Annotated in this window: 16 protein-coding genes and 2 tRNA genes; 7 read left to right on the forward strand and 11 right to left on the reverse strand. The window is 19.1% G+C overall.

Going from position 1 to position 18,043, the window contains the following annotated elements:
• Positions 1-64: 64 nt before the first annotated feature.
• The 3 genes from csrA (at position 65) to GJT98_RS00165 (ending at position 509) form a co-directional block, all read left to right on the forward strand.
• Positions 65-256, forward strand: a complete 192-nt coding sequence (gene csrA, locus GJT98_RS00155) for a carbon storage regulator CsrA (protein WP_168820686.1) — start codon at positions 65-67, stop codon at positions 254-256.
• Positions 257-337: 81 nt separating this feature from the next.
• Positions 338-424, forward strand: a tRNA-Ser gene (locus tag GJT98_RS00160).
• Between the two features lie 12 nt (positions 425-436).
• Positions 437-509, forward strand: a tRNA-Arg gene (locus GJT98_RS00165).
• Positions 510-631: 122 nt separating this feature from the next.
• Here GJT98_RS00165 and dapD read toward each other — a convergent pair.
• From dapD to hisS, 8 genes are all read right to left on the reverse strand, one after another.
• Positions 632-1,459, reverse strand: coding sequence for a 2,3,4,5-tetrahydropyridine-2,6-dicarboxylate N-succinyltransferase (dapD, locus tag GJT98_RS00170; RefSeq protein ID WP_168820688.1), 828 nt, complete (start codon positions 1,457-1,459; stop codon positions 632-634).
• Positions 1,460-1,552: 93 nt separating this feature from the next.
• Positions 1,553-3,613 carry an NAD-dependent DNA ligase LigA gene (ligA, locus tag GJT98_RS00175; RefSeq protein WP_168820690.1) on the reverse strand — a complete coding sequence of 687 codons (2,061 nt, stop codon included), beginning with the start codon at positions 3,611-3,613 and terminating at the stop codon, positions 1,553-1,555.
• Positions 3,595-5,001, reverse strand: a complete 1,407-nt coding sequence (gene cysS, locus GJT98_RS00180; RefSeq protein WP_168820692.1) for a cysteine--tRNA ligase — start codon at positions 4,999-5,001, stop codon at positions 3,595-3,597. The genes ligA and cysS overlap by 19 nt, the downstream gene beginning before the upstream one ends.
• A gap of 108 nt (positions 5,002-5,109) precedes the next feature.
• Positions 5,110-6,513 carry a replicative DNA helicase gene (dnaB, locus tag GJT98_RS00185; RefSeq protein ID WP_168820694.1) on the reverse strand — a complete coding sequence of 468 codons (1,404 nt, stop codon included), beginning with the start codon at positions 6,511-6,513 and terminating at the stop codon, positions 5,110-5,112.
• Between the two features lie 45 nt (positions 6,514-6,558).
• On the reverse strand, positions 6,559-7,542 hold the full coding sequence (gene dusA / locus GJT98_RS00190; protein WP_168820696.1) for a tRNA dihydrouridine(20/20a) synthase DusA: 984 nt from the start codon (positions 7,540-7,542) through the stop codon (positions 6,559-6,561).
• A 77-nt stretch (positions 7,543-7,619) separates the two neighbouring features.
• Entirely contained in the window at positions 7,620-8,966 is a 1,347-nt protein-coding gene (der, locus tag GJT98_RS00195) for a ribosome biogenesis GTPase Der (protein ID WP_168820698.1), read from the reverse strand.
• 20 nt (positions 8,967-8,986) lie between these two features.
• Positions 8,987-10,174 (reverse strand): outer membrane protein assembly factor BamB family protein, encoded by a 1,188-nt coding sequence (locus GJT98_RS00200; protein ID WP_168820700.1) that lies wholly within the window; start codon positions 10,172-10,174, stop codon positions 8,987-8,989.
• A gap of 82 nt (positions 10,175-10,256) precedes the next feature.
• A complete protein-coding gene (gene hisS, locus GJT98_RS00205; RefSeq protein WP_168820702.1) occupies positions 10,257-11,543 on the reverse strand; it encodes a histidine--tRNA ligase in 1,287 nt (428 codons plus the stop codon).
• Between the two features lie 215 nt (positions 11,544-11,758).
• Between hisS and tadA the strand changes: the two genes are divergently transcribed.
• The 3 genes from tadA to GJT98_RS00220 are packed head-to-tail and all read left to right on the forward strand — an operon-like array spanning position 11,759 to position 14,099.
• On the forward strand, positions 11,759-12,217 hold the full coding sequence (gene tadA, locus GJT98_RS00210; RefSeq protein ID WP_168820704.1) for a tRNA adenosine(34) deaminase TadA: 459 nt from the start codon (positions 11,759-11,761) through the stop codon (positions 12,215-12,217).
• 26 nt (positions 12,218-12,243) lie between these two features.
• The gene (locus GJT98_RS00215; protein ID WP_246208944.1) at positions 12,244-13,488 is read left to right on the forward strand and encodes a serine hydroxymethyltransferase; all 1,245 of its coding nucleotides are present in this window, start codon (positions 12,244-12,246) and stop codon (positions 13,486-13,488) included.
• Between the two features lie 44 nt (positions 13,489-13,532).
• Positions 13,533-14,099: a DJ-1/PfpI family protein gene (locus GJT98_RS00220; RefSeq protein WP_168820708.1), complete on the forward strand. Its 567-nt coding sequence runs from the start codon at positions 13,533-13,535 to the stop codon at positions 14,097-14,099.
• A gap of 54 nt (positions 14,100-14,153) precedes the next feature.
• Here GJT98_RS00220 and nusB read toward each other — a convergent pair whose 3' ends face one another.
• Genes nusB through ribD form a run of 3 tightly spaced genes read right to left on the reverse strand, consistent with a single transcriptional unit; the run spans position 14,154 to position 16,218 of the window.
• A complete protein-coding gene (nusB, locus tag GJT98_RS00225; RefSeq protein WP_168820710.1) occupies positions 14,154-14,573 on the reverse strand; it encodes a transcription antitermination factor NusB in 420 nt (139 codons plus the stop codon).
• Positions 14,570-15,070 carry a 6,7-dimethyl-8-ribityllumazine synthase gene (gene ribH, locus GJT98_RS00230; RefSeq protein WP_168820712.1) on the reverse strand — a complete coding sequence of 167 codons (501 nt, stop codon included), beginning with the start codon at positions 15,068-15,070 and terminating at the stop codon, positions 14,570-14,572. Before ribH ends, nusB begins: the two co-directional genes overlap by 4 nt.
• An 8-nt stretch (positions 15,071-15,078) precedes the next feature.
• Positions 15,079-16,218 (reverse strand): bifunctional diaminohydroxyphosphoribosylaminopyrimidine deaminase/5-amino-6-(5-phosphoribosylamino)uracil reductase RibD, encoded by a 1,140-nt coding sequence (gene ribD / locus GJT98_RS00235; protein WP_168820714.1) that lies wholly within the window; start codon positions 16,216-16,218, stop codon positions 15,079-15,081.
• Between the two features lie 269 nt (positions 16,219-16,487).
• Here ribD and leuA point away from each other — a divergent pair, with 269 nt between their 5' ends.
• Positions 16,488-18,023, forward strand: a complete 1,536-nt coding sequence (gene leuA, locus GJT98_RS00240) for a 2-isopropylmalate synthase (protein WP_168820716.1) — start codon at positions 16,488-16,490, stop codon at positions 18,021-18,023.
• Positions 18,024-18,043 lie beyond the last annotated feature (20 nt).

Genomic DNA, 18,043 nt, shown 5'->3' on the forward strand with positions numbered 1-18,043 from the left:
AATTTAATAAATAATAATATAATAATAAATATTTTATATTTTATTTCTTTTTAAGGAGAAAAGGATGCTTATTCTTACTCGCCGAGTAGGCGAAACACTTATGATAGGTGATGAAGTTATGGTAACAGTATTAGGAATAAAAGGAAATCAAGTTCGAATAGGTGTTAATGCTCCTAGAGAAATTGCTGTACATCGTGAAGAAATATATCAACGTATACAAGCAGAAAAAAATCAGCAAGTAAATCCGTTAAAATAATTTTTTTCATAAAAAATACAAAAATAATTAATTTGACAAAATCTTTATAAAAGATATAATAATCATGTTTTAATGTATAATGGTGAGATGGCCGAGTGGCTTAAGGCGCACCCCTGCTAAGGGTGTATGTAGTATTCTACATCGAGGGTTCGAATCTCTCTCTCACCGAAAAAGTAAAAAGCATCCGTAGCTCAGTGGATAGAGCACTCGGCTACGAACCGAGTGGGCGGGGGTTCAAATCCTCCCGGATGCAATTTAAGTATATTTTTTATCTATGGATATTAATAATTTATAAAATTTTTATGAAAAATTATGTTTTTAGGAAAAGTAATATTTTTTATAAGATTTTTAGAATAAAATTTATTTATATTTTTATTAACATAAATCACGTAAAATATTATTAATTTCAATTTTACTTAAAGTTTTTTTATCTACTTTTTTTACTATTATTACACAATATAAATTATATTTACCATTTTTAGAAGGTAAAGTTCCCGGAACTACAACTGAATAACTAGGAATAAGGCCATAACTTATTATATCAGTTTCTCTATCATAAATTTTAGTACTCTGTCCTATATAAACTCCCATAGAAATTACTGATCCTTCTTTTACAATAACTCCTTCTACTATTTCTGATCTAGCACCTATAAAGCAATTATTTTCTATAATAGTTGGTTTAGATTGTATAGGTTCTAATACACCTCCTATACCTACTCCTCCGGAAATATGTACATTATTTCCTATTTGAGCACAAGAACCTATTGTAGACCAAGTATCTATCATAGATCCCTGTCCTATAAATGACCCAATATTTATAAAAGAAGGCATTAATACTGTATTTTTAGAAATAAAAGAACCGTACCTTACAATAGTAGGAGGCACAATACGACATTTAATATCTTCAAAATTTTTTTTTCTAAAAGTATTATCAAATTTTAAAGGTATTTTATCATAAAAATTATGATAAGATCCTTGTAATAAAAAATTTTTATTAATCTTAAAATATAGTAATATAGCTTTCTTAATCCATTCATAAACAATCCATTGTCCTTTAATATTTTCAGCTACTCTAATTATACCTTTATCTAATAATTTAATTACTTTTTTTATATTATTTATTATTTCTTTATTTTGTAAAAAATTATTATTTTTTTTATATTCTAAAAAATAATTTTCTATAATATTTTTAAGAGATTTCATATAATTTTATGATTAAATTTTTTAATTAAATATATTATTAATAATAATACCATTAATTTTATTAATTAACAATTTTTAATCTTTTTAAGAAAATTATTTATATTCTTTAAATAAAGAAATAATTTGATTTTCATCTATAATTTTAATATTAAATTTATTTGCTTTTAATAATTTAGAACTTGGATTTGTGCCTAAAATTAATATATCTGTTTTTTTATTAATATTAATATTTATTATTGCTCCTAACATTATTAATTTATTTATCAAATCAGATCGTGTTATAAAAAAAAATTTTCCAGTAATAGATATTTTTTTTTTATAAAATTTTTTTTTTTTAAAAATATTTTTTGGATAAATAATATCTATTTTTTTTGATAAATTTAAAATCATATTTATATTATTTTTATTTTTAATAAAATTAAATATATTAAATGAAATTTTTTTACCTATCCCTATAATACTACATAATTGATTTAAATCAGTATTTAAAAAATTTTTTAATGTTTTAAAAAAAATAGATATATTATAAGATTTTACTATTCCTATATCTGGAATTCCTAAAGAAAATAAAAACTTACTAAAAGTAACTTGTGGTTTTTTTTGTAAAAATTTTAATATTTTTTGAATAGATTTAGTACCTAAATGATCTATTTTTGATAAAATAGAACTATTTAAATTTAATAAATCTATGTTATTTGTTATTAGATTTTTATCTACTAGTTTATCAATTAATTTATTTCCTATAAAATTTATATTTATAACATCACGTGAAATAAAATGTTTTAAATATGCTTTTAATTGAGATTTGCAAGATAAACCTGATATACAATATAAAATATTATTTTTTTTTTTAAGAATAGAATTACAGCTAGGACATTTTTTAGGTATTAAAATATTATTTTTTTTTTTAAATTTTTTTTTAATTATTACATTAGTAATTTTAGGAATTACATCTCCACATCTCTGTACAATTATTGTATCCCCTATTTTTAGGTTTAATCGTTTAATTTCATTAATATTATATAATGTTGCAAAATTAATATTTACTCCATTAATATTAATAGTATTAAATTTTGCAATTGGGGTAATTATTCCTGTACGTCCAATTTGAAAAATTATTTTTTTTAATAATGTTATTTTTTCTTGTGACGGAAATTTATATGCAATAGCCCATTTAGGAGCATGATTAGTATATCCAATAATATTTTGTTTTTCTATATTATTTATTTTAATAACAATACCATCAATAGTATAAGGTAAAAAATCTCTTTTTTTTTGAAAATACTTATAAAATTGAATAATATCATGATAAGAAGAAAAAACTTTTGTATATTTAGATATAGGAATACCGAAAAATTTTAATTTATCTAAAATTTCTTGTTGACTTAAAAAAATTTTTTTATCTATAAAACCAATTCCATAACTAAAAAAACTTAATAAATTTAAAAATTTATTATTAGTATTTTTATTAAATCTTAAAACTCCATAAGTAGCACTTCTTGTATTACTAAATGATTTATATTTAATAATTTTTTTTTGATTTAATATTTTAAAATTTTTTTTTTGAATAAATATTTCTCCTCTTATTTCTAATAATTTAGGAAAAATTTTTCCTTTTAAAATATGAGGAATATCTTTAATTTTAAATATATTATTTATAATATTTTCTCCTATAATTCCATCTCCCCTAGTAATTGCATTTATTAAAATGCCATTTTTATATAATAAATTAATTGCTATTCCATCAAATTTTAATTCACAACAAAAATTTAATTTATTTATTATTCTTTTTATAGGATAAAAAAATTTTTTAAATAAATCATTTTTATTAAAAACATTATTTAATGATAACATTGGGATATAATGATACCCCTTATTTAAGGGTACTAATGGTTTTGCTCCTACTAAATTAGTAGGAGAATATTTATTTTTTAAATAAGGATATAAATTTTCTAACTTTTCTAATTTAGAAATTAATTTATCATATTGATAATCAAGAATATTAGTATTATTTAATACATGATATTTATAATTATATTCTATAATTATTTTTCTTAATTTTATTATTTTTTTTTTATAAAAAAAAAGTTTATAGATTTTATATAAAATATTTCTTAATTTAATTATATAAAATTTTAAATTTTTTTCTTCCATATTGTTCCATTTTCTGTATCTTCTAAAAGAATATTTTTATTTTTTAATTGATTGCGTATTAAATCAGCTTTATCCCATAATTTATAATTACGAGCAATATTACGCTTTTCAATTAATTCTTGGATTTCATATTTATTATAATAATCACATGAATTTTGATTATTTTGTAAATAATTTTTAGGATTATAAAATAAAAAACCTAAAATATTACCCAATTTTTTTAATTTTGAAATAAAATAATTAGTAATTAAATATTTTTTTTCTTTATAAGCAATATTAATTTTTCGTGATATTTTAAATAAAATACTATATGCTTTAGGAGTATTAAAATCATCATTCATAGAATTATAAAATTTTTGCTCTAATAAAAAAAAATTATTTTTTATATTTTTTATATTATAAGATTTTTTTTTATAAAATAAAGAAACATACAATTTTTGTATAGCTAATTGTGCTTGTTTTAATTTATTTTCATTATATATAATAGGACTACGATAATGAGTAGCAGTTAAAAAATATCTAATAACTTCTTTATTATACTTTAATAATAAATTTTTTATTTTTAAAGTATTTTTTAAAGATTTAGACATTTTTTTATTATTTATAATAATCATTCCTGTATGTATCCAATAATTTACATAAAATTCTTTATTTAAACAAGAAGACTGTGCAATTTCATTTTCATGATGAGGAAATATTAAATCATTACCTCCTCCATGTATATCAAAACATTTTCCTAAATATTTACGACTTAAAGCAGAACATTCTATATGCCATCCTGGCCTTCCAAAACCCCAAGGAGAATGCCATCCTATATTTAATTTACTAGTTAATTTCCATAAAATAAAATCTTTATAATCTTTTTTAGTATTAATATTTTTAATTTTTGTACCTAATTTTAGTAAGTTTATGTTTTGTTTAGATAAAATCCCATAATTTGGATATTTTTTAATAGAAAACATAACATCACCATTTGTTGCAATATAAGCAGTATTATTTTTAAATAATTTTTTTATAATATATATTATATCTTTTATATGATTAGTAACTTTAGGTTCAAAATTAGGAGGTAACAAATTTAAATTATCAAAATCTTTAGATATTTTATTAATTATACTTTGTGTAAAAATTTGTATTTTTTTATTTTTTTTTTTAGCTTCATTTATAATTTTATCATCAATATCGGTAATATTTCTTATATAATTTACTTTATAACCTAAAAATTTTAAATATCTAATTATTATATCAAATATAATAAATGTTCTTCCATGACCAATATGACATATATCATATGAGGTTATTCCACATACGTAAATTTTTACTTCTTTTTTACTAATAGAAGAAAATATCTCTTTTTTTTTACTTAATGTATTAAAAATTTTTAACATTTATTTTCTCATAATAAAATTATATAAAAAATTTTTATATTTTATTAATTTTTTTATAAAAATTTTTTTTTATAAAAAAAATAAATTAAATTTTTTTACAAAAAAAATTTAAATATTTTCATTATTATAATAATTAGAATAATTATCAAAACGTGTGATCTGATTATTAAAAATTAATTTTATAGTACCCATTGGGCCATTTCTTTGTTTTCCTATAATAATTTCAGCTATACCATGTAAATTAGTATTTTCATTATATACTTCATCTCTATAAATAAACATAATAAGATCTGCATCTTGTTCTATAGAACCAGATTCTCTTAAATCAGAATTCATTGGTCTTTTATCAGATCTTTGTTCTAAAGATCTATTTAATTGAGATAAAGCAACTACAGGAACATGTAATTCTTTAGCTAAAACTTTTAAAGAACGAGAAATTTCAGATATTTCTAAAGTTCTATTAAAAGATAGAGCAGGTACTTTCATTAATTGTAAATAATCTACCATTATTAAACTTAAACCATTATGTTCTCTAAATATTCTTCTAGAGCGTAATCTAATTTCAGTTGGAGTTAATTCAGAAGAATCATCAATATATATATTTTTTTTTTTTAATAAAATTCCCATAGTAGTTGATATTTTTTTCCAATCATCATCATTTAATTGTCCTGTTCTAATTTTATTTTGATGTACACGTGAAAGAGATGCTAACATACGAATCATAATTTGTTCACAAGGCATTTCTAAACTAAATATTAATACAGGTTTATCTTGTGATATTGCAGTATATTCACAAATATTCATTGCAAGAGTAGTTTTTCCCATAGCTGGACGTGCAGCAATTATAATAAGATCAGATTTTTGTAATCCTGCTGTTTTTTTATTTAATTCATGATAACCAGTATCTATTCCCGTAATACCATTTTTAGGAGTATTATAAAATGATTCTATTTTAGAAATAGTAACTTCTAAAATTTCTTCTAAATTTTTAGGTTTAGTATCTTTATTTAAACGTTTTTCTGCAATTTTAAATACACGAGATTCTGCTAAATTTAATAAATCTTCGCTATTCCTACCATTAGGATAATATCCTGCTTCTGCTATTTCGTTTGCAACAGATATCATTTCTCTAATAACAGCACGTTCATGAACAATATCTGCATAAGCAGATATATTAGATATACTAGGAATATTTTTTGATAACTCTGCTAAATAAGCAAATCCTCCTATCTGATCTAATTTTTTTTTATTTGCTAAAGATTCAGAAAGTGTTATTAAATCAATTGGTTTACCTAATTCTATTAAAAAACTCATTTCATTAAAAATTATTTTATGTGATAAAATAAAAAAATCATCTACTATTATTTTTTCTATAATATTATCCCATCGATTATTATCTAACATTAATCCTCCTAATATTGATTGTTCTGCTTCTAAAGAATGAGGAGGAATTTTTATTCTTTCAATTTGTGGGTCTTTTTTAAATTGTTTCATTAAATTATTTATTACCATATATACATATAATTTTAAATTATTTTAATAATAAAATAATTTATATTATTTTATTTTTATGTAAGATAAAGCTTTATTTAAAACTTCTATATTATTAATATCTAAAGAATTTCTTTTATTAAAAATAAAATTTTTAAAATTATGTGATCCATTAATACCATGAAAAATATTTAATAAAGGAGTAATAATAGTTATCAAAGAAATACCTTTTTTTAATTCTTTTTCTATATAAGAAAACATAGATTTTACTATTATTATAGGATTTTGTACAATAGATTTATTATTATGATATATATTTTTATCTATACCTATTAATATTTTAGGATTTTTAAAAATTGCTCGCCCTAACATAACTCCATCAACATATTTTAAATGTTTTTTTATATCTATTAAAGTTTTAATACCTCCATTAATTGATATTTTTATATTTGGAAATTTTTTTTTTATTTTATAAACAATTTCATAATTTAATTTAGGAATTACTAAATTTTTTCTAGTACTAATTTTTTTATATAACAATGCTGTTCTTGCATGAATAATAAATCTTTTACAACCACTTTTTATAAGTAAATTAATAAATTTATATAAAAATATAAAATTATTATTATTATTAATACCAATACGCATTTTTACAGTAATAGGTATAGAAACACTATCACTCATAGACTTAATACAATCTGATACTATCAGAGGTTGATTCATTAAAGATGCTCCAAAATTATTTTTTTGAGATTTTAAAGAAGGACATCCTAAATTAAAATTAATTTCTTTATATCCTATTTTTTCTGCTTTTTTAGCACATAAAGATAATAATTTTGGTTTATTACCAGCTAATTGTAATACAATATTATTAACATTATAATTTTCTAATAAAATTATTTCATTTTTTTTGATTGTATTAGAATGAATCATTTCAGTATATAAAAGTGAATTTTTAGTTAATTTACGATAAAAATATCTACAATATTTATTAGTTTTTTTTAACATAGGAGCAATTTCAAATCTAAAATATGGAATATTTTTTTTCATATTTATAATTTAATAAATTAAAATGTTTATTATGTACATCATATATAATAAAAAATTAAAAATATATTTTAATTAAATTAATTATATGGATTTTTATTTTCTTGAAATTTAAAACTTATAACATTACCGATACATTGTAATTTTTTATAAAAAAAATTTAATAAATAACGTTTATAATTATAATTTAATTTTGTTAATTGATTACCATGTATTTTAAATGTTAAATAATTATTTTTTATTTGATGTATATATTTTAATTTTATACGCCTCCCATTAGAAGATATAGGAGGTAAAACTGAATGAGTTGCTAAATTTAAAATTTTCATAAGTTGAGATGTACTATATATTTTAGTAGATATATTATATATTTTATATATTAATTTTAAAATATAATTAAAATTTATAATTAATTTAGCTGAAATAGAAATAATAGGAAAGAATTTAAATTTACTTTTTATAAGTATTTTTATAGAATTAATTTCTTTTAATGTAATAAGATCTGATTTATTTATAACTAAAATCATAGATTTTTTTTGAGCAATAATATGTTTAATTATTATTATATCTTGTTTACAAAAAATTTTTTTTTCTCCATTTATTATATATAAAATTATATTAGATTTTTTAATAATTTTATAAGATTCTAAAATTGAAAATTTTTCTATTTTATTTTTAATTTTATTTTTTTTTTTAATACCTGCAGTATCAATTAAAGTAATATTTTTATTAAAATTATTTATATTATTTAATGGAATAAAAACACTCTCTCTTGTTGTTCCTGGATCATTATTGACAACCATTCTTTTTTCATTAATAAATTTATTAATTAAAGTAGATTTACCTACATTTGGCATTCCTATTATAGCTAATTTAATATTATCTTTTTTATTTATATAAAATTTATTATATAATTTATTTTTATTTTTTTCATTATCATATATTTTTTGTATATAAAAAAATAATATTTTTTTCAATTTTATAATATCATTTTTATTTATAATATTAATAAAATAAAAATTTAAACCTAAAGCATAAAACTCAGTATCTGAAAAATTCTTATTTTTTGTATTTAATAAAAGAATTATTTTTCTATTATATTTTCTAACATTATCAATAATATTATAATCTATAACATTTAATTTATTTCCTTTGATTATTAAAATAATTAAATTAGATTCATTAATTGATAATAAAATTTGTTCCTTTATTAAAGAATTTTTTTCATGAAATTTATTATAACTTACTGTATCTACACAGATAAACTTAAAATTTTTAATTTTAGCGTTACCATATTTTCTATCTATTGTAAAATTTGGTATTTTATTAACTAAAGAATCATATTTTTTTATTAAAATATTATATAAAGAAGATTTTCCTACATTATTATCACCTAATATAGTAATAATAGGATATTGATGTATCATTTTATTATCTCTTTTATTTATTATGTTATTAAAATTTTAAATAAATATATTTTATTATATATAGTTTGTATAATTAATTGATTTTTTATTACTAAAATAGAATTTATTTTATATTTATCAATTTTTTTTTTACCGATAAAAATTCCTTTTTTAGGATCTATCCAATAAAAAAATCCTTTATTATCTGTAAAAAAAATTTTATTTTTATAAAAAAATAAATTATTAATTTTATTATTTTTAAATTTATCTTGTATCCAAATCAAATTACCATTATCTGTATTTAAGGCAAAAATTCTATTTTGTAGATCTATTAAATAGATAATATTTTTATGTATAATAAAATTTTTATGAGTAAAATATATCTTTTCCCAAATAATATTTCCTGTACTTAAATCTAAAGCCATAAAAATACCATTATAAGAAGATACATAAACAATACCATTATGTATTACTGGTTGTGTATCAATATCATTGATATTAATAAAATTTTCTTTATTATTAAATCTTAATAAATTTTGTTCCCATACTAATGATCCATTAGTAACTATACGAAAACTAATTATACCATTATCACTTCCCGTAAGAACGTTATCAAAAAAAAGTACAGGAGTAGAGACTCCTTGTATAGAAAATCCATTTGAATGTCCTAAACTTACTGTCCATATAATTTTTCCATTATTTTTATCTAAACCTTGTAAAATATTATCCATACTATGGATTAGTAATACATTTTTTCTAATAATTAAACTAGATAATATTTCAGTAAATACATTTTTTGTCCAAATTATAGATTTTTTTTTAATATTTATTGCAAAAATTTTTCCTTGTTTATTACCTACATATAAATAATTACCAGATACTACAGGACCTGTAGTAAGATATTCATATTTACAAAATGAAAAATGACAAAATTTATTTATAAGATTAATATTCCAAATAATTTTTCCTGTTTTTATATTTATACAATAAATAAATCCATTTTTATTTGCTATATATAAAAAATTTTTATTATAAAAAGGATTTAATTTTGTAAAAGAAATATTGTTTTTTCCTATCCCATTTGTCCAAATTAACTGTAATTGTACTTTATTTAACTTAGATAATAAATAATTTTTCTTATTAAAAACATCATTTTTTTTATATGTACAAGATGTTAAAAAAATAGAATAAGAAATAAAAATTAAGATTATAAATTTTGATAATTTCATTATTTTACTCTTTAAAAATTAAAATTTAATATTTTAATAATTTTAAAATTTTATTAGATAAATATTTTTAAAATAAAAATATTTATTTAAATATTTTTTTTAAATTAAATATTAATTTATTTTCTGGAATATTTATTTGTTTTTTAAAATATAAATCTTTAATAATAATTAAATTATTATTTATTTCTTTTTGACCTATTATAATTATAAAACGTGATTTATATTTATTAGCTTGAATAATTTGTTTTTTTAAATTTTTAAAAAGATAACTAGTAATTATTCTAAGTTTAGGGAAATTTTTTCTAATTAATTCTCCAATAGTTAAAATTTTTTTTAAAATATGATTATTTTCCATAGGTATTAAAAAAATATCAATTAGATATTTAGTATTTAATTTTAATGATTTAGTAATTTGTATTAATAATATTAAACGTTCCATCCCTATTGCACATCCAATACCAATATTATTTTTACCATTACTCATATTATTAATTAATTTATCATATCTTCCTCCTCCACATATAGTTTTAGAAAAACCTTTTCCTATATTATTAGTTTTCCATTCAAATACAATATCATTATAATAATCTAACCCTCTAACTAAATAATTATTTATATTAAATTTTATATGCATAAATTTTAAAATTTCACATAATTTTTTAAATTTTTTAATACTTTTTTCATTAAGAAAATCCTGTAATTTAGGTGCATTATTTAATAATAATTTAATACTTTTATGTTTACTATCTAATATTCTTAAGGGATTTGTATATATTTTTTTTTTATTATTTAAATCTAAAAAATGAGAATTTTTTTCTAAAAATAATATTAATTTTTTTACATATTTATCTCTATCCATTAGAGATCCTATAGTGTTAATTTCTAAAAAAATATTATTTGTAATATTTAATTTTTTCCATAAATTATTTATTATAATAATAATTTCAGCATCTATATAAGGAGATTTTAATCCAAGTGTTTCAATACCAATTTGATTAAATTGTCTATATCGTCCTTTTTGAGGCCGTTCATAGCGAAACATAGGACCATTATACCAAAAACGTCTATTATTATAAAAAATATTATGTTCTATTATAGCTCTAATAAATCCAGTAGTTCCTTCAGGACGTAAAGTTAAAGAATTATTATTTTTATCAAATAAGGTATACATTTCTTTTTCTATAATATCTGTATATTCTCCAATAGCTTTTTTAAATAATTCACTTTTTTCTAAAATGGGTAACTTAATTTCCTGATAACCATAATTATTTAAAGTATTTTGTATAATATTTTCAATATTTTTCCATAATAAAGTATCTGGATATAAGTAATCATGCATACCATGAATAGCTTTTATTTTTTTTATCACTATAAATATCTCTTTTTTATAAAAAATAATTTAAAAAAAAATTTAATATATTATACTAATAAAATTAATTAATAAAATTAATAATTTAAATCAAAATATTCTAAAATTTATTTTTTTAAAAAATAATCTGAAATATAAGTATATATTTTTTATATGTTTAATATATAATAAAAAATATTTTATATAATATAATTAAGTAAAAAATATATATTTTAATGAAAAATGATATTTATTGGATGAAATATGCCTTATATTTTGCTAAATTAGCTAAAAATGCTGGAGAAATACCAGTTGGAGCAATTATTATAAAAAATAATAAAATAATTTCTTATGGTGTTAATAGTTCCATTAAAACAAATGATCCTACAGCACACGCTGAAATAATAGCTTTAAGAAAAGCTGGAAAATATTTAAAAAATTATAGATTAATAAATACAACTATGTATGTAACATTAGAACCTTGTTTAATGTGTGCAGGCGCTATAATTATTAGTAGAATTCCCCGTTTAGTATTTAGTACTTATAATAAAAAATATAATGAGATAGGATCTTTTATAGATTTATTAGGAATTTATAATATAAATTATAAAATAACAATAAATTCTGGAATTTTAATAAAAGAATGTACATATATTATAAAAAATTTTTTTTCTTTAAAAAGAAAAAAAAAATAATTTTTATTTACATAAGGTTTATTAATTTGAAAAAAATTAAAAAAGTTTTATCAAATGATATAGAATTATTAAAGCTTCTAAAAAAAGAATCAAAAAGACAAGAAGAAAATATTAATCTAATAGCTTCTGAAAATTATACATCATATAATGTTATGAATGTTCAGGGATCTCAATTAACAAATAAATATGCAGAAGGATATCCTAAATATAGATATTATGGAGGTTGTAAATATATTGATCAAATTGAAAATCTTGCTATTAAAAGAGCTAAAAAATTATTTAATGCAGATTATGTAAATGTACAACCTCATTCAGGATCTCAAGCTAATTTTGCTGTTTATATGGCTTTATTAAATCCTGGAGATATTATTATGGGATTAGAAAATTCTCATGGAGGTCATTTAACTCATGGATCTAAAGTAAATTTTTCAGGTAAAATTTATAACAGTAAACCTTATAAAACAAATAAAAAAGGGATAATTGATTATTGTAATTTATTAAAATTAGCAAAAAAATATAAACCAAAAATGATCATTGGAGGTTTTTCTTCCTATTCAAGAATATGTGACTGGGCTAAAATGAGAAATATTGCTGATATAGTAAATGCATATTTTTGTGTTGATATTTCTCATATTGCAGGATTAATTATTGCAGGATTATATCCTAATCCACTTCCTTATGCTCATGTAGTAACTAGTACAACTCATAAAACATTATCTGGACCTAGAGGAGGTATTATATTATCATTAAAAAAAAATAAATATTTATTTAAAAAATTTGATAAATCCATTTTTCCTGGAAGTCAAGGAGGACCACTAATGCATATTATAGCAGCTAAAGCAGTAGCATTTAAAGAAGCGTTAAATCCTGATTTTATCATATATCAAAAACAAATATTAAAAAATGCTAAACTAATGGTTAAAATATTTAAAAAATATAAATATAAAATTGTATCAGATAGTACTGATAATCATCTATTTATTATAGATTTAACTAATAAAAAAATAACAGGTATAGAAGCCCAATTACTTCTTGAGAAGTATAATATTATAGTTAATAAAAACAGTATTCCTGATGATTTTAATCCTCCTTCTATTACTTCAGGTATAAGAATAGGAACTCCAGCTATTACAAAAAGAGGTTTTAAAGAAAAAGAAATATATTTACTTACTCATTATATAATGAAAATTATAAATCATAAAAATCAATATTTTAAAAATATAAAAAATAATATATTAAAATTATGTAAATCTTTTCCTATATATAATTAATAATATTTAAAATTTTATTTTTCTTAATAAGGTGGTAATATCAAATGATCAAAAATTATTCTGTTTTACTTTGTGTAACAAATGGAATTGAAGATATAGAAACAGTTACTTGTATAGATCTATTAACTAGAAGTAATATAAATGTTATATTAGTAAGTACAAACAATAAACGTGAAATTATTTGTGCACATGGAACAAAAATTATAAGTAATATTTTTTTAAATAATTTAGAAAATATTGATATTAGAAATCAAATAGCGATTATTCTTCCTGGTGGATTACAAGCATCAAAAAATTTTCAAAGAAATGTTCTTTTATTAAAATATCTAAAAGATTTTAAAAATTCTAATCGCATAATAGGAGCAATATGTGCTTCTCCTTCTATGGTTATTATACCTAATAACCTTTTCCCAAATGCAAAAATGACTGGATACTTAGGATTAAAATATTTAATCCCATACAAACAGTGGATTAAATATCCAATTTATTGGGATGATAAATATAAATTATTAACAGCACAAAGCGTAAAATACTCTATTTTATTTAATTTAAAATTAATAGAAATTATTTTAGGAAAAGAAACATCAATGAAAATTGAAAAAGAGTTATAGATCTTAAGATTTTTTTATTAATTAATAATAATTTAATATATAAATTTTAAAATTTTAAATTCTTAATTTATTTGCTATTTTATCTAATACTCCATTAATAAATTTATAACTATTTTCAACTCCTCCAAAACTCTTAGCTAAGTAAATACTTTCATTAATTACTACTTTATATGGTACATCTAAACGATTTATTAACTCGTATAATGAGATACGTAAAATTGCTTTTTCAATTTGACCTAATTCAAATAATTTACGAGATAAAAATGGTTTCATTACATTATCTAAATAAATACTATTTATTATTACACCTTTTATTAAATCATTAAAATAATCAATATCAATATTTTTAATATCTTGTATTGATTCATTTAAAAAATAATATTGAATATCACTAAAATTATTTTTAGATAATTGCCAAGAATAAATTGCTTGTAAAGCATATTTCCTAGATTGATATCTGTAGGTGAATTTCACTTAACTTCCTTTTTATTTTTTGTATTTAATAATTTTATTGTTTTAAATATATTAATCATTTCTAATAAAGTTAAAGCAGCTTCAACACCTCTATTACTTGTTTTTATACCAGATCTTTCAATCGCTTGCTCAATATTATCAGTTGTTAAAATACTAAAAGAAATCGGAATATTATTTTGTACTGATAAATTAGATATTTGTGAACAAACTTCTTGTGATAAATATTTAAAATGAGATGTTTTTCCTTTTATAATAGTTCCAATAGCTATTATACCATCATAAATATTTTTTTGTATTAATAAATGAACTATTGGAGCTATTTCATAACTTCCTGGTACCCAACATATAGTTATATTTTTTTCTTGTACCATACCTATTCTTTGTAAAGTATCAATAGTAGAATATAATAAATTTTTATTTATAAATGTATTAAATCTTGATATAACGATAGCAATAAAAGCATTAGGAGTTATAATATTTTCATCAATAATTTTCATAGTATATTTTATATCTCTTTTTTTATAAAACTATTAATAGATTTTGGCTTTAATACTAATTTTATATCTGGTCCTATTTTTTTAATATTTGTAAAATAAAAATTAGGTAAATTACTAATATTTATTAATTTATTTATATTACATAAATTTAACGCCATATTTCCTAATAATTTAGGTGTTAAATATATAATTAATTCATCTATTAAATTATAAGTAATTAAAAATCCTGATAAGATACTCCCAGCTTCTATAAGAATAGAATTAATTTTTTTACTTCCTAATATTTTAAATAAATATTTAAGATTAAAATAACCATTAATTTCAGGAATAATAATTTGTTCAACATAATCAGGCCAATTTTCAAAAGTATATTTTAGTTTTACTAAAAATATTTTTCCAGGATATAAAATAATTTTATCAGTTGGTTTTATTTTATTTAATCGATCTAAAATAATTCTAATGGGTTGTCTTAATAATTTTTTAGGATATATATTTTTAATATAATTATTTAATTTATTCCATTTAACTAATAAAGTTGCATTATCTTTTAAAATAGTTTTACTTGTACTTAAAATAGCTGTACTTTTAGCTCTTAATTTTTGAACATCTTTTCTAGAAATTTTTGATGATATCCATTTACTATTTCCATTTAATAATGCAATCTTACCATCTAAAGATGATGCTAATTTTAGTTGTATCCAGGGAATCCCAGTACGCATTCTTTTAAAAAAACCATAATTTATTGCTTGAGCTTTTTTAGGTAAAATATTATTAGTTATCTGAATACCTTGATTATGTAATAATTCTAATCCCTTACCATTTATTTTAGGATTAGGATCTTTTGTAGCAACTACTAGTCTTTTTATTTGAGCATTAATTAATTCATTACAACAAGAAGGTGTTAAATTACTATAATTACAAGGCTCTAAAGTTAAATATACTGTTGATCCTTTAGCATTTTTTCCTGCCATTTTTAATGCATTAATTTCTGCATGAGGTTCTCCTGTTTTAAAATGATATCCTTTACCGATAATTTTTTTATTATTAACAATAATACATCCCACATTTGGATTAGGAGTAGTAGTAAAAACACCTAATTTAGCTAATTTAATTGCATGCATCATATAAAATTTATCTATTAAATACATAATAACCTTAAAAAATTATTCAATATTAAATAATATAAGGATTTAATATTTTATTATTATAATTTAATATTATAAATATTAATAATATAAAATTAAATAAAAATTTATAAAAATTAATTTTTATTAAAATATTTTTAATAAATATAAAATATTTTAATTATATTTAATATATATATAAAATATAATATTTAAATTATTTAAATAAATTTATTATAAAAAATTATAATATATTTATTTAACAAAATCTTATTTTAAGAGATGATCTTTATATGAAAAAAAAAATTATTCTTTTTGATACTACATTACGTGATGGAGAACAATCATTAAAATCTAATTTAAATAATAAAAAAAAAATAGAAATAGCATTAGCCTTAGAAAGTATGGGTATTGATATTATTGAAGTAGGATTTCCTATTTCTTCTCCTGCAGATTATCAAACATCTAAACAAATATCACAAATTATAAAAAATAGTAAATTATGTGGTTTAGCTAGGTGTAAAGAAAAAGATATAGATATGGTTTATCAATCTTTAAAAAATTCTAATAATTTTAGAATCCATATTTTTTTAGCTACTTCTCCTATACACATTATTACAAAATTAAAAACTACTTTAAATAAAGTAATAGAAAAAATATCATTTATGATAAAATATGCTCGTAAATATACTGATGATATTGAATTTTCTTGTGAAGACGGGAGTAGAACTCCTATTAACGATTTATGTTTAGTTGTACAAACAGCTATTAATGCAGGAGCTACAACTATTAATATTCCAGATACAGTAGGTTACATGTTTCCTCAAGAATATTATAATATAATTTCTTATTTAAAAAAAAAAATAGATAATATAGATAAATGTATTATTTCGGTACATACACATAATGATTTAGGAATGGCAGTAGGAAATGCTATTACTGCAATAAATGCAGGAGCAAGACAAATAGAAGGAACTATTAATGGAATTGGAGAAAGAGCTGGTAATTGTGCTTTAGAAGAAGTAATAATGGCTTTATATACAAGAAAAAATATTAATTTTTTTACTAATATAAATTATAATAAAATATATAATACAAGTAAAATAGTAAGTAGAATTTGTAATATTCCATTATCTATTCATAAACCTATTGTAGGAAGTAATGCTTTTTCTCATTCTTCTGGGATTCATCAAGATGGAATGATAAAAAATAAAAAAACTTATGAAATATTAAATCCAGAAAATATTGGTTTAAGCAAAACAGAATTTAATCTTACTTCTAAATCAGGAAGGGCTGCAGTTAAATTTCATATGGATTTAATGGGATATAAAAAAAACACATATAATATTAATAAATTATATAATGATTTTATTAAATTAGCTGATAAAAAAGGACAAATTTTTAATTATGATTTAGAATCATTAGCATTTAATAATGAAATAGATAATAATACAGATTATTATTCATTAAAATATTTTAATGTACAATCAAATTCTAATATATCTATTGCGACTTTAAAATTAACATGTGGAAAATTAATAAAATTAGAAGCTGCAACAGGACTAGGTCCAGTTGATGCAATATATAAAACAATTATTAGAATAACAAATTATAATATAAAATTAATTAAATATATTTTAATAGCTAAAAATCATACTGAAAAATCAATAGGAGAAGTTAACATTAAAATACAATATAAAAAAAAAATTTTTAATGGAATTGGTTTATCTAAAGATATTATAAAAGCTTCAGTTATTGCAATTATTAATTGTCTTAATAATATTTGGAGGTCAGATCAAGTACAAAAAAATATATTAAAAAATCAATAAATTTTAAAAATTTAAGGAAT

The organism is Enterobacteriaceae endosymbiont of Donacia sparganii (assembly GCF_012569045.1).
Taxonomy (GTDB): Bacteria; Pseudomonadota; Gammaproteobacteria; order Enterobacterales; family Enterobacteriaceae.

What these genes read in the sequence shown, in the direction of transcription:
- csrA (WP_168820686.1), top strand. Translation starts at nt 65, where the DNA reads ATGCTTATTCTTACTCGCCGAGTAGGCGAAACACTTATGATAGGTGAT.
- dapD (WP_168820688.1), bottom strand. Translation starts at nt 1,459, where the DNA reads ATGAAATCTCTTAAAAATATTATAGAAAATTATTTTTTAGAATATAAA.
- ligA (WP_168820690.1), bottom strand. Translation starts at nt 3,613, where the DNA reads ATGGAAGAAAAAAATTTAAAATTTTATATAATTAAATTAAGAAATATT.
- cysS (WP_168820692.1), bottom strand. Translation starts at nt 5,001, where the DNA reads ATGTTAAAAATTTTTAATACATTAAGTAAAAAAAAAGAGATATTTTCT.
- dnaB (WP_168820694.1), bottom strand. Translation starts at nt 6,513, where the DNA reads ATGGTAATAAATAATTTAATGAAACAATTTAAAAAAGACCCACAAATT.
- dusA (WP_168820696.1), bottom strand. Translation starts at nt 7,542, where the DNA reads ATGAAAAAAAATATTCCATATTTTAGATTTGAAATTGCTCCTATGTTA.
- der (WP_168820698.1), bottom strand. Translation starts at nt 8,966, where the DNA reads ATGATACATCAATATCCTATTATTACTATATTAGGTGATAATAATGTA.
- GJT98_RS00200 (WP_168820700.1), bottom strand. Translation starts at nt 10,174, where the DNA reads ATGAAATTATCAAAATTTATAATCTTAATTTTTATTTCTTATTCTATT.
- tadA (WP_168820704.1), top strand. Translation starts at nt 11,759, where the DNA reads ATGAAAAATGATATTTATTGGATGAAATATGCCTTATATTTTGCTAAA.
- GJT98_RS00220 (WP_168820708.1), top strand. Translation starts at nt 13,533, where the DNA reads ATGATCAAAAATTATTCTGTTTTACTTTGTGTAACAAATGGAATTGAA.
- ribH (WP_168820712.1), bottom strand. Translation starts at nt 15,070, where the DNA reads ATGAAAATTATTGATGAAAATATTATAACTCCTAATGCTTTTATTGCT.
- ribD (WP_168820714.1), bottom strand. Translation starts at nt 16,218, where the DNA reads ATGTATTTAATAGATAAATTTTATATGATGCATGCAATTAAATTAGCT.
- leuA (WP_168820716.1), top strand. Translation starts at nt 16,488, where the DNA reads ATGAAAAAAAAAATTATTCTTTTTGATACTACATTACGTGATGGAGAA.